We start from the raw sequence: 22,546 nt of genomic DNA, 5'->3' as shown, positions 1-22,546 counted from the left end.
CCCGGCATTGCGCCATCGCCCTGTTTCCGGCGCTTGCCGCACAAAACCGTTTAGATTACGATCGACATCATAATGAATGCCGCGTGATGGATTTCAACGTCGCGCGGGCTTCGTGTTGACCGCGGCCACCCGGGCGCGCGGCCTTTTATCTGGCCACAGGCTACGCAACCATGCAGGCATTTTTCATCGAGCGCTACAAAGACGTTGGCAAGCTTGGCCAATTGCCCGAGCCCTCTGTCGGCGACAACGACGTCTTGGTGCAGGTCCATGCCGCCAGCGTCAACGCGCTGGACGCCAAGATCCGCAAAGGTGAATTCAAACTCATCCTTCCCTATCGTTTCCCCCTGGTGCTCGGCAACGACCTGGCGGGCGTCGTCGTGGGCGTGGGACGCAATGTGCGCCAGTTCAAACCGGGCGACGAAGTCTATGGGCGTGCCCCGGACAATCGCATCGGCAGCTTCGCCGAGTTGATCGCGGTAAATGAAGACGCGCTGGCCCTCAAACCCCGCAACCTGGACATGGAACAGGCGGCCTCGCTGCCCTTGGTAGCGCTGACCGCCTGGCAGGTGCTGGTCGAGACCGCACAGGTGAAACCAGGGCAAAAAGTCTTCATACACGCAGGGTCCGGTGGTGTCGGAACGATCGCCATCCAGCTTGCCAAGCACCTGGGCGCTTTTGTCGCAACAACGACCAGCACTCGCAACGTCGATTGGGTGAAGGGCCTGGGTGCCGACGTTGTCATCGACTACCGCACGCAAGCGTTCGAATCGACACTGCGCGATTACGACGTCGTCCTCAACAGCTTGGGGCCGGACGTACTCGACAAATCGTTTCAGGTGCTCAAGTCCGGATCCGGAGCACGACTGATTTCAATCTCTGGTCCACCCACGCCCGCCCTCGCCGAACAACAAGGGCTGTCTTGGGGATTGAAGCAGGCATTGCGGTTTCTTAGCTGGCGCGTTCGCCGGAAAGCGACCAAGCTCGGCGTCAACTATGACTTCGTATTCATGCGCGCACACGGAGAACAGCTACGACAGATCACCGGGCTAGTCGAATCCGGCGCCATCCAACCCGAGATCGATCGCGTTTTTCCATTGGATGCCGTGCAAGAGGCCTTGGCCTATGTCGAAAGCGGCAGAGCCAAGGGCAAGGTGGTGATCAGGGTCCGGGCAACGCCGCCCCTACAACAACAACTGGATAGCAGGCAGACTGGCGTCGGCGTTCAGTAGCACGACCTTTTTCATGCGTAGCCTGAACGCGCCGGGCGCGCCTTCAACCGTGTGATACGCCGTAGCCGCCAACATGCGTTGTGTGTCTCCTTGCGTCTCCACGTACAGGAAGGGTGTGCGCGTCTGGTGCAGAGCCGAGCCAGGCTCGCCATCCATGAGCTGCGGCGCCTGCAAGATGCGCAGGCCGCGCACCGTCGGGTGCAAGGAATGCGCGCGGGGATTGCCATACCGCTGCATGCGCAGACGCAGCAACAACAGGTCTTCGTAGAGCAAGGACGGCGACTCGTCCCCCAGGGGCTGGTCCGGCGACAGCGGCATCCAGTACAGGCCGCCCTCCGCGTACAAGGACAGCCATTCGTCATAGCGCTGGGTATCCAGCAGCATGGCCTCGTGGTAGACGAATGCACTCAGAGAAGCGCGCAGCGCCGCCGTATCCGGGGAAGCAAGGTCTGTTGTCACGCCACGTCTCCCATCAGGTTCAGCCAGCCGCGATGTTGATTGCGGATGACCCACTCGTTATTGCCGCTTTCCATTGAACTGGCGCCGGCATGAAGTTCGCCCTCTTGATAGCCTCGATGCAAGCTCAGCCATTCATTACCGTCACAGGCCAGGCCGTGCTGCTGGCTTTCGAACAGATGCACGTCGTCATGCGCGACCACCGACATGGGCGAGAACACCAACCTGGCGTACGAAGCGGCGCGCTGCCGCAGGCGGGCCGGGGCGTTCTTGGGCGCGAAAGCCCAGGTCTCGACCAAGGTTTCGTTGACCGCCAGCGGACGCAGCACGCGCAGGATCATGGGCGACGCCTTGGCTGCCAGGCTGGGATAAAGCACCGTGTTCTGCGGGGAAAACGCCAGAATCCGTTGCGCGCCCTCTTTGCCATGGCGCGCTTCCAGTTCAGCTTGATAGTCGGGCAGCGGGGCGTAGCCGGTATGGATGCTGAACTTCGTGCCCAAGATGCTGTGCCCGTGCGGCAGCACCCGTGCGCCCATCTCCGAATAGAAGCTGTAGCCCGCGCCAAAGGGCAGCAATTGCTCCATGGCCAACACGGTGTCGCCGCCTTCGGGCAGGTCTTGCGCCACGTGCTTCGCGGCGCTGGCAGCCGATTCGTGCGTGGAGATGGGATGCACGGTGTCGTTGACGTTTTCCAGATAGAGCTTCCAGTTGCAGCCGATGCGGTTGCGCAAGGGTGAGCCCAGCACGGACAGTTCGCCGTCCGCCGCGCGCGCCACCATGTTGTCAAGCGTGGCGAGGGCTTCTCCGAAATAGGACTCGAAGTCCGGGCCGTCCTGGCTTATCCGAGCGAAAACGAAGCCCTTGTAGTTCACGTAGGCGCCCGGCGACGCCAGGCCTTTGCCGGACGGGCAGGCGGACAGGTTCGTGCCCTCGTAGTCGTTCTTCAAGGGAATGGATAGCAGGCTGCCATCCAGCCGGTAGGTCCAGGCGTGATAGGGGCAGCGCAACACCTTGCCGCAATTACCCGCGTGCTCGTGCACCAACTGGCTGCCCTTGTGCGCGCACCGGTTCATCAGCACCGTCACCTCGTTCGCACTGGCGCGCAGCATGATCATCGACTGTCCGGCGATGTGGGTGGTGGTGTAGTCGCCCACGGCGGGCGTCTGGCTTTCGTGGCCCACGTACACCCAGGCGCGCGTCCACAACCGGGTCTGCTCGGCGCGGTACACATCGGGATCGATATACAAGTCCCGGTGTACCTGGTCCGGCCCGACCAGATGCCCGAACCCCTGTTGGAAAGAACCGTCCTTCATAGCGTCTCCTGAACATTCATGGTTTGGGGTCAAGCAGCCGCTTGCGCCAGGTTCGGCGCGGGCGTATCGCCAACGGGAAGCGGCGTCCACGCGCGGCTGGCGGAATCCGGGGGCACGGCCGCGATCAGCGCGCGGGTGTAGCGATGCCGAGGCCGTTCAAAGACCTCATCGACGGGGCCTTGTTCCACGACCACGCCCTGGTGCAACACCAGCACGCGTGTGCACAAATAGCGGACGACGGCCAGGTCGTGCGACACGAACACCAACGCAATGCCCAGTTCTTGCTTCAAGCGCAACAACAGGTTCAGGATCAGCGCCTGTACCGACACGTCAAGACCCGAGACGATTTCGTCAGCCACGATCAGGCGCGGCGTCACGCATAGCGCACGGGCGATGTTGACGCGCTGCTTCTGCCCGCCGGATAGCTGCGAGGGCAGGCGGTCCACGGCCTCCGGCGGCAGGCCGACCGATGCCAGCAAGCGCAGCGCGGCCTCCAGGCGCGCCGAACGCCCCGTGTTGGCGCTCGCACCAGCGGGCGCGGCTTCCAGAATCTGCGTCACCAGCGAACCCACCGTGCGCCTGGGATTCAGGGCGGAATCGGGGTTCTGAAATACCAATTGCACGTCGTGCGGGTCCGCCAGAGGCGCTCGGCCAGTGGCCGGCCGCGACGGCTTTGCAGACGGCGTGTCGGTGGCACTCTCGGACGTGGCATACGCAATGCGCCCCGCGCTTGGCGGAACCATTCCGGCGATAAGGCGGGCAAGGCTGGTCTTGCCGCTGCCGCTTTCACCGACGATGCCCAGAAACTCCCCCTGCGCGACGGACAGCGACAAGGGCTGCAGGATCTGCAATTGGGGCCTGGCTTTGAACAGACGCGCGCGCCCGGGATAGCGGAGCGCAACGTCGCTAAGCGTCACCACCGGTTCCGCTCGCGAGGGCGGCATGGCGCGCATCGCCAGGAACGCGGTTCCATCCTCGTCAGCCGGGGCGCGCAAAGGCGGAATGGACGAAAGGCAACGCGCGGCGCGCTCGCCGCCACGGTCCAGCAACGCAATGTCGCGCTGGCCGCAAACCTCTTGACGCGACGGGCAGCGAGACGCAAACCGGCATCCGCGCAGCGTGGCGAAGTCGCGCAAACCGGGCATGAAATCGGGCAAGGTGCGCAAGGCCTGCGTCGGTGCCGCCATGCCTGGCGCGGATTCCTTCAGGCTGCGCGTGTAGGGATGCAGGGGCTCGTCCAGCACCTGGCGCGCCGAACCGAATTCCACCACTTCGCCCGCGTACAGGACGGCGATCGAATCGCAGACGTGCGCGGCCAAGCGCAGATCATGGGTCACCAACACCACCGACGTTTGATGGCGCCGCTGTTGTTCCGCCAGCACCCGCATGATCTGTGCTTGGGTGATGACGTCCAGCGCAGTAGTGGGTTCGTCGGCAAAGATCAGCGCCGGGTCGCCGCAGAACGCCATGGCGATCAGAATGCGCTGGCACTGTCCGCCCGACATCTGGTGCGGATACCGCGCCAGCATGCCGGCCGCATCGGCCAGGCCGACTTCGTGCAGGCGCTCCCGGGCATAAGACTCGTGCCGCGCAGCCGGTATGCCCACATGGCGCAGGTGCTCGAACAGTTGCTGGCGCACTGTCAGCGCGGGGTTGAGGCCCGACAGCGGCTCTTGCGGAATGAACGCAATCTGGCGCCCCAACATTGCGCGGCGTTGCGCGGTGGGAAGCTGGTTCAAATCGGTGCCACGAAAATGAATGGCGCCTTGCGTGATCGTGAACCCGGGTGGCAGGTTGCCCGCCACCATGCGGCCAATCATGCTTTTTCCCGCGCCCGATTCGCCCACCAGGCCCAACATGCGGCCTTCGGGAACATCCAGATCTATGCCGCGCAAGACGGCGGCGGGCAGGCGCTGGCCGCCCACGTCGACGTTCACGGTAAGCGTCAGGTTCTGCAAGCTCAACAGCGACATGGCCTAGTTCCTTCCACGCTTGCGCGGATCCAGCATCTGGCGCATGCCGTCGCTGAGCAAATTGAATCCGAACACCGTCAACACAATGCCGGTCACCGGCGCGATCAGGGTCCAGATGGCTTCCTGCATGGTGCCGCGGGCGTCGGCAATCATGACGCCCCAGGCGACGACGTCGGCGGGCACCGATAGGCCGACAAAGCTGAGGATGGCTTCGACAATGATGGCGATGCCGATCTGCAGGCTGAACAAGGTAAGGATCAAGGGCACCAGGCCCGGCAGCATCTCGCGCAGCATGACGCGCATATGGCCGAAGCCCATCAGCCGCGCCGCCGTCACATAGTCATTGCGGCGGATCTTCAAGGCTTCGGCCCGCACGACCCGGCAAAACCGCGTCCAGTCCACCAACACGATGGCAAGAATCACGTTACCCACGCCGGTGCCCAGGCCCACCATCAGGATCAGCGACAGCACCACCGGCGGAAACGACATCCACAGGTCCACCAGATAGCCGATTGCCTTGTCCACGCGGCCGCCAAAATAAGCGGCCACCAGGGCCAGGGTGCAGCCAACCAGCATCGCGCCTGTCGCCGCACAAAGGCCCACCCACAAAGCCACGCGCGTGCCGAAGATCAGGCGCGACAACACGCAGCGGCCCAGGCTGTCGGTACCCAGTGGATATTGCAACAACCCATCCGCCGCCCAGGCCGGCGGCAACAAGGGAGACAGCAGGTCCTGCGCCAACGGATCGTTCGGCGCGATGGCGGGCGCAAACAACGCCACCGCCAGCAGCGCCAGCACAATCGCCCCGCCCAACGCGGCCTTGGGCGAAGCGCGCAGGGCCACCCACCAGCCAGACAAGCGGGCCGCAAACGGGGCCGCGTGAAAATTCAGCGTCGTCATCAGAGGTCTCTCAAGCGGGGGTCGATCACGGCGTACAAGCAGTCGACGCTGGCGTTGATCAGCAGGATCACCGCGCAAAAGACCAGCGAAATGCCCTGGATCAGCGGCAGGTCATGGTTGCGCACCGCCTGCACCATCATGTTGCCCATGCCGGGGAAAGAGAAAATCATCTCGATCAGCAAGGTGCCGCCAAACAGAAAACCGAACTGCACGCCGATCAGGGTCAGCGTGGGCAAGAACGCGTTGCGCAGCATGTGCCGCAGAATCACGCGCCGCTCGGGTTGCCCGCGCAGGCGCGCGACGGACACGTATTGTTCGTGGCTGGCTTCCAGCAGGCTTGCGCGCAGCACCCGCACGATCAAGGGGCTGAAACCCAACGCCAACGCCAGGGCCGGAAGCACCAGATGGGACGCCGCGTCGCCCCATGCCGCCCAGCGTCCCTGCAACAGGAAGTCCAGCAGCACAAAGCCGGTCGGGCCCGACATGGCCACGTCCGAACTGAATCTGCCGGAGAACGGCAGGATGGGCCAATGCACGCCAAAGCCCAGCATCAGGAATATTCCCCACAGGAACCCGGGAATGGAGATCAGCAGCACCAGCCCCGTGTCGGCAATCAGTTCGCCGCGGCGATCATGCAGCACGTACAGCAGCAAGCCGCCCGGAACGCTGATGGCAAGCGCCATGATGAGCGCCACGATCGATAGCTCCAGCGTGGCCGGCAAGGTGGTGGCGATCAACTGCGTGACCGGCACGCCGGAGCTGATGGAACGCCCAAGGTCGCCGTGCAACACCTGCCCGAGCCAGATGCCGTATTGCACGATCAGGGACCGGTCCAGCCCCATCGTGTGCCGCAATGCCTCGACTTCGGCGCTGGTTGCGCTGGGCGGCAGCATCATGCCCAAGGGGTCCGCGGGCAATAACCGCAGCACCACGAAGACCACCACGGACAGCGCCAGCATGGTGGGCACTGCCACCGCCAGCCGCCGCACAAAATGGGATACCAGCGCTGCCCACATCAGCGGCCCCAGCGATAGGTCGCGGGCAAGATGTAGCCGGTTTGATAGACCTGCATGTCCACGGATTTCTTGGACGCCACCGTGGCCACGGATTGCAGCAGCGGCAGGCTCCAGGCGTGTTCGGTTGCCAGGCGCGCCAGGTCGCGGTAGCCCTGGATGCGTTTGTCAGGGTCGGCCTGGGCCGCCAGCGCGTCGATGGTCCTGGCCAGCTCCGGTTCTTTCCACGTGGAAAAGCGCAGGCGCGGGTCGAGGATCTTGCCGGCGAATATTTCGGGGTCGCCGGTGGCGTTGGCCCAGCTATACAGCATGACGCCGGGCACCTTCGATGAATGGCTCAGCTCAAGGTACTTTGCCAGCGTGATCTCTTGCAGATCGGCCTGCACCCCAATCTGCGACCACATCTGCACAATGGCGCGCGCCATTTCGTAGTCGCTGGGAAAGGTGTTATTGGTCGACAGGAACTGGATCTTCAACGGCTTGTCCGGCCCGTATCCCGCGCGAGCCAGCTCGGCCTGCGCCGCGGCCTTGTCGAACGCATAGTTGAACCCGGCCACGTCCCCCGGCGACCCGGGCGTGGCCAACACGGAAAGCGGCTTGGCCACGTTGGCGTAGAACGCCTTGGAGATGGCCTGCTTGTTGATGGCCAGGTGCAGGGCGCGCCGCACGTGCTCGTTCTGGAATTCCGGCACATAGCTGGGAATTTGCAGAATGAAGATCTCGCTGTACGGATAGACCTCGGCCTTCAGCGCGGGGCTTTTGTTCAGGCGGTTCACTTCGCGCAGCGGGATCTGCACCGCGACGTCGGCCCTGCCCGATTCCAGCATCGCCACGCGCGCCGACGAATCTGGCACGAACTCGAACACCACGCGCTTGATGGCGGGTTTCGGCCCCCAGTATTTGTCATACGCCTCAAGCACCACGCGGGAACCGCGTTCATAGCGCACGATCTTGTACGGACCGGCGCCAATAGGCGCGGCCTGGAAACCATCTTCACCCACCTTTTCAAAGTAGGCGTGGGGCAGGATGTACGAGGTCAGAAAGCCCAGGTAGTTCGGCGCCGTGGGGGTCGGTGTGGAAAACACCATCGTGGCTTCGGTGGGGCTGGCGACTTGAATGTCTTGCAGTGCGCCGAAGAAGCCGTTGATGGCCAGGCGCTTGTCCTGCTTGGGACGGTCCAGGAAGCTGAACTTGAAATCGTCGGTCGTCAGCTTGGAGCCATCGTGGAAGGTCACATCGTCGCGCAGCACGATGCCCAAGCGCATGTTCTTGTCGTCCAGCCAGCGCCAGCTTTTGATCAGCGCCGGCTGCAGCTTCAGATTCCCGTCTATGAACAGCGCGGAATCGAAGACCGCTTTGTACAGCGACTGCCCCGCCGGGAACGTGACAGCGGTGGGATCCCATGAGGGCACGTCCACCGGATACGCGATTTTCAACTCTTCCGACGGCGCCGCCGGCTTGTCCGCCTGCGCCCAGGCGGACGCGGCGAATAGCCCACCGCTGACCACTACCAGACAGGACAACAAAGTCCTGCCCAACCCCCGTACCCACCATGCGTCAAACATGAACGGCCTCCGATATCGGAATCGTTGCAAAGGCGCCCGGCACCGCCGCGCGAACAGTATACTGTTGTGAATTTAAGCACTAGTACTTGAACTTTAAACTAATTATTTACCCTAGTATCAGCGGCTTATAGCAACTTAAAACAATATATTGTTAAGGGATAACCCCTGCCTTGGCGGCCGCTACCCCGCCATCCCTCCATCACCCAACCGGCCTTGGAACAGATCAAATGGGACAACTTCAAGAACGCCTTGTGTGGAACCCTGACGCGGGCGCCATCCATGACGCCGACCGCCGCTACGTCATGCTGCGCGCGGACGTGCTGATGGGCCTGTTCACCGCCCTGCCCCCCGCGCAACGTCACGCGGCGCTTTGCAGCTTGCAGGCATCGGTGCGCGCACATGGCGGCGCGTCCGCGCGGGCATATCAAGCGCAGGGCACGCCTGACCGGGCACATTTCCTGCAAGTGATGGCGCAAGCCGCCGCCGACCTGGGCTGGGGCGTCTGGCGCTTCAAGATGGAGGGCGCGGAGGCACTTGCGCTAGAGGTGGACAACAGTCCGTTCGCGATGGCCGTCACCGCATCCGACCGCCCGGTCTGCCATGCGATTACAGGTATGCTGGAGGCCGTCAGCGCATTGATCGCGGGCAAGGCAAGCACGTTTCGCGAAACCAGGTGCGCCAGCATGGGCGCGCCTTGTTGCGAGTTTCTGGCGCAAAACGATTAAGGCCGGCAGGCAGTGATGAAGGCAAAAACCACAACAAGAGACACGGCGCGCAAGCCGAACCTGCGCGAACAGGTGTACGGCATCGTCCGAGAGCGCATACAGATGGGCCTGATCCGTCTGGAAGACCGGCTGGTGGATCACGACATTGCCGAAGAGCTCGAGGTGTCGCGCATGCCCGTGCGCGAAGCGCTGATGCAACTCAAGAGCGAAGGCTTGCTGGAAGGCACGGCGCGCGGCTTCGTGCTGCGCCGGTTCACGCTGGGCGAGATGAACGAGATTTTCGAAATCCGCACGCTGCTTGAGCCCGCCGCGGCCGCCGCGGCTTCGGTTCATGCCGGCCCCAAGGGCCTGGCCGACATGAAGGCCGCGCTGGAGCGCGCCGAAGACGCACACGCCCGCACCGACATCGACGAATTCATGCGTAGCAACGCGCACTTCCGGTGGGCCTGGCTGACCATGGTGCCCAACCGCGAGCTGGCGGAGGTGATCTCGCGCTATATCGATCACGTGCAGGTGGTGCGACTGGTGACGATGGACGACAAAGAAATCCGCAGCATCATCCTTCAGGGCATGCGGGGCCTGTACGAAGCCTTTCTATCCGGCGACACCGAACTCGTGCGCATCCGCATGCTGGGCCACGCCCGCGCAGCGGCGGCCTGCTATTACAGCGCCTATCAAAAAATGCTGGAGCAATCTGCCCAAGAGCAGGCCACGACCCGCGCCTAGCTTGTGCGCAGCCGTCGTCGCCCTACTCCAACGCGACGGACACCGGCTTGGCGCCCAGCACCGTCACCAGCGCATTGGGGTCAATGCCGATCAGGTAACCCCGGCGTCCACCGTTGATATAGACCACGGGGTAAGTCAGCACGTCGGCCTCGACCCACACCGGCATCTTCTTGCGGGTGCCGAAGGGCGACGTGCCACCCACCTGGTAACCGGAATGCCGCTGCGCCACCTCGGGCTTGCAGGGCTCGACCCGTTTCAGCCCCGCCTGGCGCGCCAGGTTCTTGGTGGAGACTTCGCGGTCGCCATGCATGACGACGATCAGCGGCTTGGCGGATTCGTCTTCCATCACCAGCGTCTTCACTACCGCGTGCGGGTCCAGGCCCAACTGGCGGGCGGCTTCGCCCGCGCCGCCGTGGTCCACGTAGTCGTAGGTGTGTTCGGTGTAGGGCACCTTGTGCTGCTTGAGGAGTTGCGTGGCGGGGGTTTCGGATACGTGGCGGGCTTTGCTCATGGTTTGCCGGATCAGAATGAAGGATCAGAATGAATAAAGGGAACGTCGTCGCGGGCGTCTAGCCGCGCGGATGGTGCGCGGCGTGCAGCGCCTTCAGGCGCTCGCGCGCGACGTGGGTATAGATTTGCGTGGTGGAAATGTCGGCGTGGCCCAGCAGCATCTGCACCACGCGCAGGTCGGCGCCATGGTTCAGCAGGTGCGTGGCGAAGGCGTGGCGCAAGACGTGCGGCGACAGTGGCGCGTGGATGTCGGCCAGCAAGGCGTACTTCTTTACCAACTGCCAGAACGCCTGGCGCGACATGGCCTCGGCGCGGCCGGTGATGAACAACGCATCGCTCTGGCGGCCGGCCGCCAGTTCGGGGCGCGCGGTCTTCAAATACAGGTCGATCCAGTGGGCCGCCTCGGCGCCCAGCGGCACCAGGCGGTCTTTGCCGCCCTTGCCCAGCACCACGCGCACCACGCCTTCATTCAGGCTGACGTCCAGCGCGCGCACGCCCACCAATTCGGACACACGCAAACCGGTGGCGTACAGCGTTTCCAGCATGGCGCGGTCGCGCAGGCCGCGCGGCTGCGTCACGTCGGGCGCGCGCAGCAAGGCGTCCACTTGTTGCTCGGACAGGGTCTTGGGCAGGCGCGGCGGCTGCTTGGCGGCGATCAGGGTCAGGCAGGGGTCGCGTTCCGAGCGATGTTCGCGCAGCGCCCAGGCAAAGAAGCGGCGCAGCGCGGCCAGGCGGCGGTTGGCGGTGGTGGCGCGGGTTTCTTCGTGGCGGAAGGAGAACCAGGCTTCGATGTCGGCCTTTTGCGCGTCGCACAGCGGTTTGGCCGGCCCCACGGGCAGTGCTTGGGCGCTTGCCGCATCGCCATGGCGATCGGCCATTTCGCGGGCATAGGCTTCCGGGTCTTCCAGCCAGCGGGCGAAACCGGTCAGGTCGCGGCGGTAGGCGGCCAGCGTGTTGGCCGACAAGCCGTCTTCCAGCCATACAGCGTCGATGAAGGCGTCGATATCGGCTTGGGAGGCAAGCGGTGGGCGGGCGGTCGTCATGCCCTGCGGCGCTTCCTTCGCTGTTTGCCTCGGTGTTCCCTTCGTCATGGCCTTCATCGTTCCCCCACCCCCGCCGCCGCGGACTTCAGCCAGGTTTCGAAGAGCTTGAGCGCATCCGACCGCTCGCTGCGTTGTGGATAGCCGAAGTAATAGCCCTGGCTGACCGTCAGGGATTGCGGCACCGGCATGGCCAGCGTGCCCTGATCCAGCGCGGGTTGGGCCAGAAAGCGCGGCATCAGCCCCACGCCCAAGCCAGCCTGCACGGCCGCCATCACCATGGTGAACAGCTCATAACGCGGGCCGCCCGCGGCCTGGGGACCATATAGATGGTTGTTGGCGGCGTACCACTGGCGCCAGGCGTCCGGCCGCGAGGCCAGGTGTAAATGCGTCATGCCGGCCAGCACGCTGACGCCGGCCTCGGCCGTCTTGGCGGCGCGCACAGCAAGCGCGGGGGCGCAAACGGGCACCAGTTCACGCTCGGGAAACAGCAACCCGCCCTGGGTGCCGGGCCACAAGCCGTCGCCGTGATAAAGCGCGCCGTCAAACGGCTGGTCCTTGAACTGGAACGGCAGGGTGCGCACCGACAGGCTGACGGTGATGTCCGCGTGCGCATTCTGGAAGTCCGCCAGGCGCGGGATGAGCCAGGTGGTGGCCAGCGTGGGCACCACCGCAATGTGAATGCTGCGGCCCATGCCCGTGCGGCTGACCAGGCCGAAGGTGTCTTTTTCGATCTGATCCAGATGGTGACGGATCCGGCCGGCGTATTCGGCGCCGTGATCGGTCAGCACAATGCGCCGCCGCACGCGCGTGAACAACTGCACGCCCAGCCGCGCTTCCAGGCTGGCCACCTGCCGGTAGACGGCGCTATGTGTCAGGGACAGTTCTTCGGCGGCGCGGGAAAAGCTGCCCAGCCGGGCCGATGCCTCGAACGCCTGCAGGGCGGTCAAGTTGGGAATGCCGTTTCTCATGGAGCAAAACTGCCTGAAAGCCAACGGGCACTACGTGCCGGGGAATCAATAGATTGTGCAATTTTATCAATTGCGTTGTGCGGCCAGGGCACATATCCTCAAAGGTCTTATCCTCGGCTACCCACGACACCCCACCATGTCTCAGCAAGATTCCCGCCTTGGCGGTCACATTCTGGTCGACCAACTGGTCGCCCAGGGCGTCAAACACGTTTTCTGCGTTCCGGGCGAGAGCTATCTGGCGGTGCTGGACGGCCTGCACGACGCGGATATCAAAGTTACCGTGTGCCGCCAGGAAGGCGGCGCTGCCATGATGGCCGACGCCCACGGCAAGCTGACCGGTGAACCCGGCATCTGCATGGTCACCCGTGGCCCGGGCGCGTCCAACGCGCTGGCCGGTGTGCACATCGCCAAGCAGGATTCCACGCCGCTGATTCTGTTCGTGGGCCAGATCGAACGGGGCATGCGCGAACGCGAAGCCTTTCAGGAAATGGACTACCGCGCCGTGTTCGGCACGCAGGCCAAGTGGGTCACCGAGATCGATCAGGTGGAACGCATTCCCGAACTGATCTCGCGCGCGTTCCACATCGCCACGTCCGGCCGCCCCGGCCCTGTCGTGATCGCATTGCCGGAAGACATGCTGGTGGAAGCGGCCAAGGTGGCCGACGCCCCGCGCTACGAATTGATTGAATCCGCGCCCACGGCCGGCCAGCTGGCTGACCTGGAAAAGCTCTTGGCCGACGCCAAGAATCCGGTCGCCATCCTGGGCGGCACGCGTTGGGATGCCCGCGCGGTGCAGCAGTTTGCCGACTTCGCGCAGCGCCACGCGCTGCCCACGGCGGTGTCGTTCCGCCGCCAGATGCTGTTCCCGGCTGATCACCCCTGCTTCATCGGCGACGTGGGCCTGGGCATCAACCCCACGCTGCTCAAGCGCGTGGCCGATGCCGACCTGATCCTGCTGGTGGGCGGCCGCATGTCCGAAAACCCCAGCCAGGCCTACACGCTGCTGGACATTCCGGTGCCCAAGCAGAAGCTGGTGCACGTGCATCCCGACACCGCCGAGCTGGGCCGCGTCTACCGCGCCACGCTGGCCATCAACACGTCGCCCTCCGCATTCGCCGAGTCGCTGGGTAGCCTGAAGGCGCCCGCCAAGCCCGTGTGGGCGGAAGGCACGCAGGCCATGCGCGAGTCGTACCTGAAGTGGAGCGACCCGGAAACCGTCACGACGCCGGGCGCGCTGCAAATGGGCCAGGTGATGGCGTATCTGGAAAAGACGCTGCCGGCCGACGCCATCATGACCAACGGCGCGGGCAACTACGCCACCTGGCTGCATCGCTTCCACCGCTTCACGCGCTTTGGCACGCAATTGGCGCCGACGTCGGGCTCGATGGGTTACGGCCTGCCCGCGGCGGTGGGCGCCAAGCGCGTCTGGCCCGATAAGACGGTTGTCTGCTTTGCCGGCGACGGCTGCTTCCTGATGCATGGCCAGGAATTCGCCACCGCCGTCCAGTACGACCTGCCCATCGTCGTGGTGCTGGTGGACAACGGCATGTACGGCACCATCCGCATGCACCAGGAAAAGCACTACCCCGGCCGCGGGTCCGCGCCTGAACTGAAAAACCCGGACTTTGCCGATTACGCGCGCGCCTTCGGCGGCCACGGCGAGCGCGTCGAAACCACCGAACAGTTCGGCCCGGCGTTCGAACGCGCGCTGGCCAGCGGCAAGCCCGCCATCCTGCATTGCTTCATCGACCCCGAAACCATCACCCCGTCGACGACCTTGGAAAAGATCCGCGACGCGGCGCTGAAAGCTCAGCACTGAACCCTCGACCGGGCCGGCAAACACGGCGGTGCGCCCAGGCGCGCCGCCCTCGGAAACCCGAACTTGCCGCCCGAATTATTTTAGGTTTAAACTTTCTAGATTCCGAATACGGATCCATAGCGGAGACCCAGCATGTCCTCGAATCCTTCTTTTCAATGGCAAGATCCCCTGTTGCTGGACCAGCAACTGACCGAAGAAGAACGCATGGTGCGCGACGCCGCCTATGCCTATTCGCAGGACAAGCTTGCCCCCCGCGTGCTGAACGCCTTCCGCAACGAGAAGACCGATCCGGAAATCTTCTCGGAAATGGGTGAACTGGGCCTGTTGGGCGCCACCATTCCTGAAGAATACGGCGGCGCCGGCATGAACTACGTCAGCTACGGCCTGATCGCCCGCGAAGTCGAACGCATCGACTCCGGCTACCGCTCGATGATGAGCGTGCAGTCGTCGCTGGTGATGGTGCCGATCAACGAATTCGGCAGCGAAGCGCAAAAGCAGAAGTACCTGCCCAAGCTGGCTCGCGGCGAGTGGATCGGCTGCTTCGGCCTGACCGAACCCAACCACGGTTCCGACCCCGGCGGCATGGAAACCCGCGCCGTCAAGACGTCCGACGGCTACAAGGTTTCCGGCAACAAGATGTGGATCACGAATTCGCCGATCGCTGATGTGTTCGTGGTGTGGGCCAAGTGCGTGGGCGGCGACTTCGACGGCAAGATCCGCGGCTTCATTCTGGACAAGGGCATGAAGGGCCTGTCGGCCCCGGCCATCCACGGCAAGGTCGGCCTGCGCGCGTCGATCACCGGCGAAATCGTCATGGACGAAGTGGAAGTGTCCGAAGACCAGATGATGCCCGGCGTGTCCGGCCTGAAGGGTCCGTTCACGTGCTTGAATTCCGCCCGCTACGGCATCGCCTGGGGCGCTGTCGGCGCCGCTGAAGCTTGCTGGCACACGGCTCGCCAGTACACGCTGGACCGCAAGCAATTCGGCCGCCCGCTCGCCGCCAACCAGCTGATCCAGAAGAAGCTGGCCGACATGCAAACCGAAATCACGCTGGCCCTGCAAGGCTGCCTGCGTTTGGGCCGCATGAAGGACGAAGGCACCGCCGCCGTCGAAATCACGTCCATCATGAAGCGCAATTCCTGCGGCAAGGCCCTGGACATCGCCCGCCTGGCGCGCGACATGCTCGGCGGCAACGGCATTTCCGACGAATTCGGCGTGGCCCGCCACCTGGTGAACCTGGAAGTGGTCAACACCTACGAAGGCACCCACGACGTGCACGCCCTGATCCTGGGCCGCGCCCAAACGGGCATCCAGGCGTTCTATTGATCGCTGGTCAGGCTTGAATGAAAAATCCCGCTTTCGCGATGAAAGCGGGATTTTTTTTGGGTGGCGCCGGTTGATGGGTTACGCGCGCTATACGACAGGGTCCTTGCCCCGACATTTCCGCGCTCCACCCATCCTACAACGCGGTGCGGCGCGCGATGCATCCGCCAAAATCACAGCCCGCCATCGCGCAAACCCATCACCCCCATCCCCGCCTAATTCTCCCCCGACAAATCAAACAGACTCGTCGCGTCCATTTCCAGCACGCCTTCGTCGTGTTGATTGATCACCGTCCAGGACCACGTGATAATCCCCAGATCCGGGCGTGACGACGACGTTCTTGCGCCTTGCACACGCGCCTCCAAACGCAAGGTATCGCCCGGACGTACCGGCGTGCGCCAGCGCACTTCCCCCAAGCCCGGCGAACCGAACGATTCCGAATCATGCAGCGCCGCGTCCACCGCCATGCGCATGGCCAGCGCGCACGTATGCCAACCACTGGCGATCAGCCCACCCCAGCGGCCTTCCGCCGCGCGTTGCGGGTCGGTGTGGAACCACTGGGGATCGTACTTGCGGGCGAACTCCAGGATCTCGGCTTCCGTGATGGTGACTGGACCGGCCTTGATCAACATGCCGTCTTTGAATTCAGCGAACTTCATTTATTTTTTCCCCCCGTAAAAACAAACGGCGCGCTCAAGGCGCGCCGTGCTTTTCACGTATGTCACGCTCGTGAATGACGCTAATAGGTCTCGAAATGCAGGCGCCCTTCGCGGCGCAGCACATCGTGCAGGATAGACCAATCCTGCCCCGCTTGCATCGTCACATCGCGCAATGCGTCCAGCACGCCGACTTCCATGCCTTTCAAGCCGCACACATAGATGCAGGTATTGCGGTCGGCCAGCAAATCGCGCACCTGCCCTGCCCGATCGCGGATCAAATCCTGCACATAACGCTTGGGCTGGCCGGGCTCGCGCGACAGCGCCAGATTGATGTCGATGAAGTCGCGCGGCAGCTTCATCAGCGGCCCGAAATACGGCAGTTCGCGTTCAGTGCGTGCGCCGAAAAACAGCATCAGCTTGCCGTTTTCGCCCGTATCCATACGCCGTCGGTAGCGCTCGGTCATCGCGCGCATCGGCGCTGAACCCGTGCCCGTGCAGATCATGATCAAGTTCGCGCGCGGGTGATTCGGCATCAGGAACGTATGGCCGAAGGGGCCTATGACCCGCACCGTGTCGTTCTTGGCCAGATCGCACAAATAGTTCGAACACACGCCATGTGCCGCCGCGCCGCCGTGGTCCTCGGTCACGCGCTTAACCGTCAGCGACAGGTTGTTGTAGCCCGCGCGTTCGCCGTCGCGCGGACTTGCCAGCGAGTACTGGCGCGCATGATGGGGCCGGCCTTGCGCGTCCACCCCAGGCGGCAGGATGCCGATGGACTGGCCCTCCAGCACGGGAAACGGCAGCTCGCCAAAGTCCAGCACGATGTGATGGATATCGCTTTCCGTATCGGCGCCCGTCACGCGATAGTTGCCAACCACGGTCGCCGTCATCGGCGCCTTGTGCGTGTATAGATTGACGTAGGGATGCGCGGCCGACCACGGCGGCACGGACGCGCCCGGCAGCGTGAAGGCCGCTTGCGCGGAAGGCGGCGCCGCCCCCTCGGAAGCATCATCGGAGGCATCATCGGAGGCATCATCGGAAGCAGCGCCAGAAAGCCCCGCCGCAGTGGCCTCTTCCACCACCGGCAGCGCCTTTTCCTTGGGCAACTCTTCCCAGCCGAATTGCTCTTGCACCGAATACGCTTCGCTGCGCACCATCAGCCGCCAGTTGTCGATCGAGCCCGTTGGGCACGGCGGCACACAGGCCATGCAGCCATTGCAGATGTCGGGGTCCACCACATAGTTGTTGGAATCGTGCGTGATCGCGTCAACCGGACAGGTCTCTTCGCACGTGTTGCAGCGGATGCAGATCTCGGGGTCGATCAGGTGCTGCTTGAGCACCTGTGCGGGTAAGGGAGCGTTCATCGCGGTCTTCCCAATGCGCGGGCGGGCGGCACTCGCGCGCCGCCCCGTCGCCTTCAGTTGAAACGGACGTAATCGAAATTCACCGGCTGGCGGTTGACGCCCATGACGGGCGGCGCGATCCAATTGGCGAACTTGCCGGGTTCCGTCACCCGCCCCATCAGCGACGCGACAAACGCGCGGTCTTCGGGCGTGGGCAGCCACTTGTGGCTGTTGGCCTGCCATTGCGCTTCGGACACGATCTCGCCTTCGGGCGACATGCGGATGCCGGCCAGCGTGCCGATCTGCCGGTTGAACGCCTTGTGCGGCACCTGCAGGCGGAACGGGATGCCGCTCTTTTCGATGACCTTGTTCCAGCGGCCAATACCCGCGACCGAATCGCGGATGAAGTCATCGCGCAGCACTTCGTTCAGCGCATTCAGCATGGGCACTTCCACCTCGTTCAGCTTGCCGTTGTTCACGGTCAACACGCGATAAGCGTCGTTCTTCAACTGGTGGTCGTCGGTGCGCTTGGACTCTTCATAGCGGCCCTTCAAGCCCGAGCCATAGAAAATCGCCGCGTTGGAAGATTGGTCCGCGCCGAACAGGTCGATGGTGACGCTGTAGTGGAAATTCAGATAGCGCTGGATGGTCGGCAGATCAATAACGCCGGCCGCGCGCACGCTTTGCGGGTCGTCAGTCTTCAGTTGGTTCATCACTTCGCAGGTGCGCTGGATCACGCGCGAAATGCCCGATTCGCCCACGAACATGTGGTGCGCTTCTTCGGTCAGCATGAACTTGGTGGTGCGCGCCAGCGGGTCGAAGCTGGACTCCGCCAACGCGCACAACTGGAACTTGCCGTCGCGGTCGGTGAAGTAAGTGAACATGTAGAAGGCCAGCCAGTCCGGCGTCTTCTCGTTGAAGGCGCCCAGAATGCGCGGGTTGTCGGCATCGCCCGACGTGCGCTGCAACAGCGCGTCGGCCTCTTCACGGCCATCGCGGCCGAAGTAGCGATGCAGCAAATACACCATGGCCCACAGGTGGCGGCCTTCTTCAACGTTGATCTGGAACAGGTTGCGCAAGTCGTACTGCGACGGCGCGGTCAGGCCCAGGTGACGTTGTTGTTCGATCGATGCGGGTTCGGTGTCGCCCTGCGTGACGATGATGCGGCGCAGGTTGGCACGGTGTTCACCAGGCACGTCCTGCCACACGTCGCGGCCGATGTTTTCGCCGAAGTGGATCTTGCGCTGCCCGTCCTGCGGCGCCAGGAAGATGCCCCAGCGGTAATCCGGCATGCGCACGTGGTCGAAGTTGGCCCAGCCATCGGGTTCCACGCTGACGGCCGTGCGCAGGTACACGTCGAAGCCATGCGAGCCGTCAGGCCCCATGTCTTGCCACCATTGCAGGTAGTTGGGCTGCCAATGTTCCAGCGCGCGTTGCAAGGTGCGGTCGCCGGACAGGTTGACGTTATTGGGGATCTTATCGGTGTAGTTGATTCCAGACATTGTCTCGCTCCTTGTTTGTTTTCCGGCTCGGCTTCGAAGACCGGCTCTTAGACCCGCTTCCAGTCGAACGCGGCCTGCTCGCCCTTGCCGTAGAGCTTTAGCGCGCCCTTGTCGCCGGCCGCGTTGGGGCGGTTGAAGATCCAGTTCTGCCAAGCCGTCAGGCGCCCGAAGATGCGCGTTTCCATCGTTTCTTTTCCGCCGAAGCGCAGGTTGGCTTCCAGCCCGGTCAAGGCATCGGGCGACAGCGCTCGGCGTTCTTCCAGCATCATCCGCACCTCGTCGTCCCAGTCGATGCTGTCCGGTGCGTAGGTCACCAGGCCCAGGTTCAGCGCGTCGATGGCGGACAGGGGCTGACCGGCACGGGCGCGCACGGCTTCCAGCGGCTCGGTCTCTTCATGGAAGCGGCGCTGCAAGCGGCTTTGGCCGTTCACCATCGGATAGGCGCCGAAGTTGCGTTCACCCACAACGATCTGCGCCGCAGGTGCATCAACGTCCGCATCCGCTTCGCTATCCAGCATGTAGCTGCGGTCGGCGGCCAGCGCCAGTTCCAGCAAGGTGCCCACAAAGCAGGAGCCGGGTTCGATCAGCGCGAACAGGCTGCGCGACGTGACGTCCAGACGCGCCAGCGTGCGGCGCAGCATGCCGGCCGTTTCACGCACGAACCAGTGGCCGGCGTGCCGTTGCAGCGCGGCGTCGGCCGCCAGCACGGCCGCAGCGTCGCCTTCGGTCTTGAAGATCCAGGTGCCGATGTCCAGCTCGTTGGTGCGCATCGTCAAGATGGCGTCGTCCAATTCGCGCGCCATCTGCAAGGGCCACCACGCGGCGCCAGCGGCCAGGATGTCCGCCAATTCGGATGGCGCCTCGCCTTCCGGCGCGCGCACGGTCCAGGTTGCCAGGCGCTTGTCGCGGTCAACCTGAATATCCACGTAGCGGTACGACAAATGGTTCGCGCCTTCGGTGCGTTCGATCGGCGTCAGCGCAATGCCGGGCCCACTCGCTTGGCGGTCGCTGCCTTCGGCCAGCGCCATGGCCCGTTCACGCACGGCCTCTTCAAAGCGCGCGGGCTTGACCACGTCGTCCACCAGCCGCCAGTCCTTGGCGCGCTGGCCGCGCACGCCTTCGACCAGCGTGCAGAAGATATCGGCATGGTCATGGCGCACGCGCCGCTTGTCGGTCACGCGCGTCAGCCCGCCCGTGCCGGGCAGCACGCCCAAGAGCGGCACTTCGGGCAGCGCCACCGAGGACGAGCGGTCGTCCACCAGCAGGATTTCATCGCAGGCCAAGGCCAGCTCGTAACCGCCGCCCGCGCAGGCGCCGTTCAGCGCGGCGATGAATTTCAGGCCGCTATGGCGGCTGGAATCTTCGATGCCGTTGCGGGTTTCGTTGGTGAACTTGCAGAAGTTCACCTTCCAGGCGTGGGACGACAAGCCCAGCATGAAGATATTGGCGCCCGAACAGAAGATGCGGTCTTTCATGCTGGTGACGACCACGCTTTTCACTTCGGGGTGTTCGAAGCGAATGCGCTGCAGGGCGTCGTGCAGTTCGATGTCCACGCCCAGGTCGTAGGAATTCAGCTTGAGCTTGTAGCCAGGGCGCAGACCGCCGTCTTCGGCGACATCCATGGCCAGGGTGGCGACGGGGCCGTCGAACGACAGGCGCCAATGGCGGTATTGGTCGGGCTGGGTGCGGAAATCGACGCGGGCTTCTGCCAGAGATTCTGGCCGAACTTCAAGCCGGGATTCCGCCCCATTTGCGGTGCTGCTCATCGTGTGTCTCCTCGTACGCCCTGCCTGGACAGGAAAAATACTGCATCACATGAATTATTGTGCAGATTAGTTCAGGCAAAAAGGCACGTCAAGCAAGACATGCAGAAAAGTGCAGTTTTATAGCGGCAGGCCGCAGGCCTTGCGAACCTGGGTGCGCAGGCCGGCAAAGCTCTCCTGCACTTCCAGGTTGCTGGTGACCCAGGTCAGGTCGGCCTTCTCGTAGAAAGCCTCGCGCCCGGCCAGGATGCGTTTCAGGTCGGCCATGGCTTCGTTATTGCCCGACATGGGGCGGAAATCGCCCTGCGCCATGACGCGGCCCATGTGCTCTTCGGGCGTGGCGCGCAGCCACACCGTGTAGCAGTGCGCCAGCAGCAGGTTCAGCGTGGCCGGTTCGGACACCAGCCCGCCGGGGGTGGCCAGCACCATTTCCGGGTAGATCTGCACGGCCTCTTCCAGCGCCCGCCGTTCGTAGCGGCGGTAGGCGTTGGGGCCGTACAGGTTATGGATTTCCAGGATGCTGCACCCCGCCACGCGCTCGATCTCGCGGTTGAGTTCGACAAAGGGGTAGCCCAGGTCGTCGGCCAGCATCTGGCCAAGCGTGGACTTGCCCGCGCCACGCAGGCCGATCAGCGCCACGCGCTGCGTGCGGTTGGGCCGCTGCGCGCCCGCGCCCACGCCAAACAGTTGCGTCAAGGCTTCGCGTGCGCGTTGCAGATCGGATTCGGTGCGGCCGCTGAGCAGTTCGCGGATCAGCAGCCAGTCGGGCGATTCGGTGGTGACATCGCCCACCAGTTCAGCCAGCGCGCAATTGAAGGCGCGGGCAATCTGCAGCAGCACCAGGATGGACGCATTGCCCACCCCATGTTCAAGATTGGCCAAATGCCGTTCCGACACCCCTGTCACCTGCGACAGGCTTTTGCGGGTCATGCCGCGTATGGCTCGCAGGCGGCGCACGCGCTCGCCCAATGCCACCAGGAAAGCTTCCCGCCTGGGTTCGGATGGCGCCGTATCTAGCGCTTGATTCATGTTTGGCTGACTCCGCAAATACCCTGATACGCGATGTTTTATGCACTATAGTGCTTGACCCTTTCGTATGGAAGCACTATTTTTCCTTCCAAGCAGTTCCAAGCCGTCATCGCGCAACAAAGCAGCATTCCAATTCATGCCGCTTCCAAAGCGCCGACAGTGTAAAGGAGGAGTCCCGGTGAGCACGCCAGATCAATTCCATGCCCTGATGCGCGAGGCCACGCGCCTGGTGGCGAACCAGCCGCTGGATGACGGCTTGCAGGCGATGCTGAACCGCGAGGCCGGCCCCGGCAGCGCGCTGTATCAGAACATCTTCGCCGCCTGTAGGCAGGGCGTGGCCGACGGCTGGATGTGCAACCGCGAAGGCGGCGGCATCCGCTACGGGCGCGTCATCAAGCCGGCGGAAGACCTGGCCGGCTGTTCGGTGGACGTGGTCGACATGAACGATCTGGCCGGCCCGCACCACGCGCATCCCAATGGCGAGATAGACCTGATCATGCCGCTTACCGCCGACGCGCGCTTTGACGGCCATGGCGCCGGCTGGCTGGTCTACGGCCCCGGCAGCGCGCATAGCCCCACCGTGACGCAAGGCCGCGCGCTGGTGCTGTACCTGCTGCCCGGCGGCGCCATCGCGTTCACACCGCCCGACGGCTGCCGCCGACGCCCACCCGCCATGGCAACCAAAAA

General features: G+C 63.9%; 19 protein-coding genes and 1 pseudogene. 6 read left to right on the top strand and 14 right to left on the bottom strand.

Annotation, left to right across the window (positions count from 1 at the left end; all coding sequences use genetic code 11):
* Window positions 1-170: 170 nt before the first annotated feature.
* Window positions 171-1,229, top strand: a complete 1,059-nt coding sequence (locus ACE04A_RS00650) for an NADP-dependent oxidoreductase (RefSeq protein WP_448717745.1) — start codon at window positions 171-173, stop codon at window positions 1,227-1,229.
* Here ACE04A_RS00650 and ACE04A_RS00645 read toward each other — a convergent pair.
* From ACE04A_RS00645 to ACE04A_RS00620, 6 genes are read right to left on the bottom strand one after another with little or no spacing between them, the layout of a single operon-like run.
* The gene (locus tag ACE04A_RS00645; RefSeq protein ID WP_447990906.1) at window positions 1,182-1,688 is read right to left on the bottom strand and encodes an aromatic-ring-hydroxylating dioxygenase subunit beta; all 507 of its coding nucleotides are present in this window, start codon (window positions 1,686-1,688) and stop codon (window positions 1,182-1,184) included. The two genes, ACE04A_RS00650 and ACE04A_RS00645, sit on opposite strands and share 48 nt — an antisense overlap.
* On the bottom strand, window positions 1,685-2,998 hold the full coding sequence (locus ACE04A_RS00640) for an aromatic ring-hydroxylating dioxygenase subunit alpha (protein WP_448717744.1): 1,314 nt from the start codon (window positions 2,996-2,998) through the stop codon (window positions 1,685-1,687). Before ACE04A_RS00640 ends, ACE04A_RS00645 begins: the two co-directional genes overlap by 4 nt.
* Window positions 2,999-3,027: 29 nt before the next feature.
* The gene (locus tag ACE04A_RS00635) at window positions 3,028-4,971 is read right to left on the bottom strand and encodes an ABC transporter ATP-binding protein (protein WP_448717743.1); all 1,944 of its coding nucleotides are present in this window, start codon (window positions 4,969-4,971) and stop codon (window positions 3,028-3,030) included.
* 3 nt (window positions 4,972-4,974) lie between these two features.
* Window positions 4,975-5,871 carry an ABC transporter permease gene (locus tag ACE04A_RS00630; RefSeq protein ID WP_448717741.1) on the bottom strand — a complete coding sequence of 299 codons (897 nt, stop codon included), beginning with the start codon at window positions 5,869-5,871 and terminating at the stop codon, window positions 4,975-4,977.
* Window positions 5,871-6,887 carry an ABC transporter permease gene (locus tag ACE04A_RS00625; protein ID WP_447990912.1) on the bottom strand — a complete coding sequence of 339 codons (1,017 nt, stop codon included), beginning with the start codon at window positions 6,885-6,887 and terminating at the stop codon, window positions 5,871-5,873. Before ACE04A_RS00625 ends, ACE04A_RS00630 begins: the two co-directional genes overlap by 1 nt.
* Complete coding sequence (locus ACE04A_RS00620; protein WP_448717740.1) at window positions 6,887-8,449, bottom strand: ABC transporter substrate-binding protein; 1,563 nt, start codon at window positions 8,447-8,449, stop codon at window positions 6,887-6,889. The genes ACE04A_RS00625 and ACE04A_RS00620 overlap by 1 nt, the downstream gene beginning before the upstream one ends.
* A 227-nt stretch (window positions 8,450-8,676) precedes the next feature.
* On the opposite strand from ACE04A_RS00620, the gene ACE04A_RS00615 reads away from it, so the two are divergent.
* Window positions 8,677-9,174, top strand: coding sequence for a V4R domain-containing protein (locus ACE04A_RS00615; protein ID WP_438858193.1), 498 nt, complete (start codon window positions 8,677-8,679; stop codon window positions 9,172-9,174).
* A 15-nt stretch (window positions 9,175-9,189) separates the two neighbouring features.
* Window positions 9,190-9,900 carry a GntR family transcriptional regulator gene (locus ACE04A_RS00610; protein ID WP_279995301.1) on the top strand — a complete coding sequence of 237 codons (711 nt, stop codon included), beginning with the start codon at window positions 9,190-9,192 and terminating at the stop codon, window positions 9,898-9,900.
* A 22-nt stretch (window positions 9,901-9,922) separates the two neighbouring features.
* Here the strand turns inward: ACE04A_RS00610 and ybaK are convergent, their stop codons facing one another.
* The 3 genes from ybaK to ACE04A_RS00595 are packed head-to-tail and all read right to left on the bottom strand — an operon-like array spanning window position 9,923 to window position 12,421.
* Window positions 9,923-10,411: a Cys-tRNA(Pro) deacylase gene (gene ybaK / locus ACE04A_RS00605; RefSeq protein WP_100854909.1), complete on the bottom strand. Its 489-nt coding sequence runs from the start codon at window positions 10,409-10,411 to the stop codon at window positions 9,923-9,925.
* Window positions 10,412-10,469: 58 nt separating this feature from the next.
* Complete coding sequence (gene xerD, locus ACE04A_RS00600; RefSeq protein WP_471645388.1) at window positions 10,470-11,453, bottom strand: site-specific tyrosine recombinase XerD; 984 nt, start codon at window positions 11,451-11,453, stop codon at window positions 10,470-10,472.
* Between the two features lie 53 nt (window positions 11,454-11,506).
* The gene (locus tag ACE04A_RS00595; protein WP_448717738.1) at window positions 11,507-12,421 is read right to left on the bottom strand and encodes a LysR substrate-binding domain-containing protein; all 915 of its coding nucleotides are present in this window, start codon (window positions 12,419-12,421) and stop codon (window positions 11,507-11,509) included.
* Window positions 12,422-12,557: 136 nt separating this feature from the next.
* Here ACE04A_RS00595 and ACE04A_RS00590 point away from each other — a divergent pair, with 136 nt between their 5' ends.
* Complete coding sequence (locus ACE04A_RS00590) at window positions 12,558-14,240, top strand: thiamine pyrophosphate-binding protein (RefSeq protein WP_485819785.1); 1,683 nt, start codon at window positions 12,558-12,560, stop codon at window positions 14,238-14,240.
* A gap of 132 nt (window positions 14,241-14,372) precedes the next feature.
* Window positions 14,373-15,566 carry an acyl-CoA dehydrogenase gene (locus tag ACE04A_RS00585; protein ID WP_259249383.1) on the top strand — a complete coding sequence of 398 codons (1,194 nt, stop codon included), beginning with the start codon at window positions 14,373-14,375 and terminating at the stop codon, window positions 15,564-15,566.
* 212 nt (window positions 15,567-15,778) lie between these two features.
* On the opposite strand, the gene ACE04A_RS00580 is transcribed toward ACE04A_RS00585, so the two are convergent.
* From ACE04A_RS00580 to ACE04A_RS00560, 5 genes are all read right to left on the bottom strand, one after another.
* Complete coding sequence (locus tag ACE04A_RS00580) at window positions 15,779-16,222, bottom strand: MaoC family dehydratase (protein ID WP_259249384.1); 444 nt, start codon at window positions 16,220-16,222, stop codon at window positions 15,779-15,781.
* 80 nt (window positions 16,223-16,302) lie between these two features.
* Window positions 16,303-17,586 (bottom strand): benzoyl-CoA 2,3-epoxidase subunit BoxA, encoded by a 1,284-nt coding sequence (boxA, locus tag ACE04A_RS00575; RefSeq protein ID WP_448717734.1) that lies wholly within the window; start codon window positions 17,584-17,586, stop codon window positions 16,303-16,305.
* Between the two features lie 53 nt (window positions 17,587-17,639).
* The gene (gene boxB / locus ACE04A_RS00570; protein WP_448717732.1) at window positions 17,640-19,067 is read right to left on the bottom strand and encodes a benzoyl-CoA 2,3-epoxidase subunit BoxB; all 1,428 of its coding nucleotides are present in this window, start codon (window positions 19,065-19,067) and stop codon (window positions 17,640-17,642) included.
* 47 nt (window positions 19,068-19,114) lie between these two features.
* Window positions 19,115-20,833: a 2,3-epoxybenzoyl-CoA dihydrolase gene (gene boxC / locus ACE04A_RS00565; protein ID WP_438858669.1), complete on the bottom strand. Its 1,719-nt coding sequence runs from the start codon at window positions 20,831-20,833 to the stop codon at window positions 19,115-19,117.
* Between the two features lie 117 nt (window positions 20,834-20,950).
* Window positions 20,951-21,859: a helix-turn-helix transcriptional regulator gene (locus tag ACE04A_RS00560; protein WP_259249387.1), complete on the bottom strand. Its 909-nt coding sequence runs from the start codon at window positions 21,857-21,859 to the stop codon at window positions 20,951-20,953.
* A 178-nt stretch (window positions 21,860-22,037) separates the two neighbouring features.
* Between ACE04A_RS00560 and ACE04A_RS00555 the strand changes: the two are divergent.
* Window positions 22,038-22,499 (top strand): annotated as a pseudogene (locus tag ACE04A_RS00555) (DUF4863 family protein); the annotation flags it as partial.
* Window positions 22,500-22,546: the final 47 nt, after the last annotated feature.

The organism is Achromobacter colocynthidis, from assembly GCF_057334535.1.
The sequence above is the reverse complement of the archived record's forward strand: the minus strand, read 5'-3'. Positions and strand labels throughout refer to the sequence as shown.

Bases quoted from the DNA above. Each gene is read 5' to 3' on its own strand.
- boxB (WP_448717732.1), bottom strand. From the start codon at position 19,067: ATGTCTGGAATCAACTACACCGATAAGATCCCCAATAACGTCAACCTG.
- ACE04A_RS00650 (WP_448717745.1), top strand. From the start codon at position 171: ATGCAGGCATTTTTCATCGAGCGCTACAAAGACGTTGGCAAGCTTGGC.
- ACE04A_RS00620 (WP_448717740.1), bottom strand. From the start codon at position 8,449: ATGTTTGACGCATGGTGGGTACGGGGGTTGGGCAGGACTTTGTTGTCC.
- ACE04A_RS00615 (WP_438858193.1), top strand. From the start codon at position 8,677: ATGGGACAACTTCAAGAACGCCTTGTGTGGAACCCTGACGCGGGCGCC.
- boxC (WP_438858669.1), bottom strand. From the start codon at position 20,833: ATGAGCAGCACCGCAAATGGGGCGGAATCCCGGCTTGAAGTTCGGCCA.
- ACE04A_RS00630 (WP_448717741.1), bottom strand. From the start codon at position 5,871: ATGACGACGCTGAATTTTCACGCGGCCCCGTTTGCGGCCCGCTTGTCT.
- ACE04A_RS00625 (WP_447990912.1), bottom strand. From the start codon at position 6,887: ATGTGGGCAGCGCTGGTATCCCATTTTGTGCGGCGGCTGGCGGTGGCA.
- ACE04A_RS00585 (WP_259249383.1), top strand. From the start codon at position 14,373: ATGTCCTCGAATCCTTCTTTTCAATGGCAAGATCCCCTGTTGCTGGAC.
- ACE04A_RS00635 (WP_448717743.1), bottom strand. From the start codon at position 4,971: ATGTCGCTGTTGAGCTTGCAGAACCTGACGCTTACCGTGAACGTCGAC.
- xerD (WP_471645388.1), bottom strand. From the start codon at position 11,453: ATGACGACCGCCCGCCCACCGCTTGCCTCCCAAGCCGATATCGACGCC.
- ACE04A_RS00640 (WP_448717744.1), bottom strand. From the start codon at position 2,998: ATGAAGGACGGTTCTTTCCAACAGGGGTTCGGGCATCTGGTCGGGCCG.
- ACE04A_RS00610 (WP_279995301.1), top strand. From the start codon at position 9,190: ATGAAGGCAAAAACCACAACAAGAGACACGGCGCGCAAGCCGAACCTG.
- ACE04A_RS00595 (WP_448717738.1), bottom strand. From the start codon at position 12,421: ATGAGAAACGGCATTCCCAACTTGACCGCCCTGCAGGCGTTCGAGGCA.
- ACE04A_RS00590 (WP_485819785.1), top strand. From the start codon at position 12,558: ATGTCTCAGCAAGATTCCCGCCTTGGCGGTCACATTCTGGTCGACCAA.
- boxA (WP_448717734.1), bottom strand. From the start codon at position 17,586: ATGAACGCTCCCTTACCCGCACAGGTGCTCAAGCAGCACCTGATCGAC.
- ybaK (WP_100854909.1), bottom strand. From the start codon at position 10,411: ATGAGCAAAGCCCGCCACGTATCCGAAACCCCCGCCACGCAACTCCTC.
- ACE04A_RS00580 (WP_259249384.1), bottom strand. From the start codon at position 16,222: ATGAAGTTCGCTGAATTCAAAGACGGCATGTTGATCAAGGCCGGTCCA.
- ACE04A_RS00560 (WP_259249387.1), bottom strand. From the start codon at position 21,859: ATGAATCAAGCGCTAGATACGGCGCCATCCGAACCCAGGCGGGAAGCT.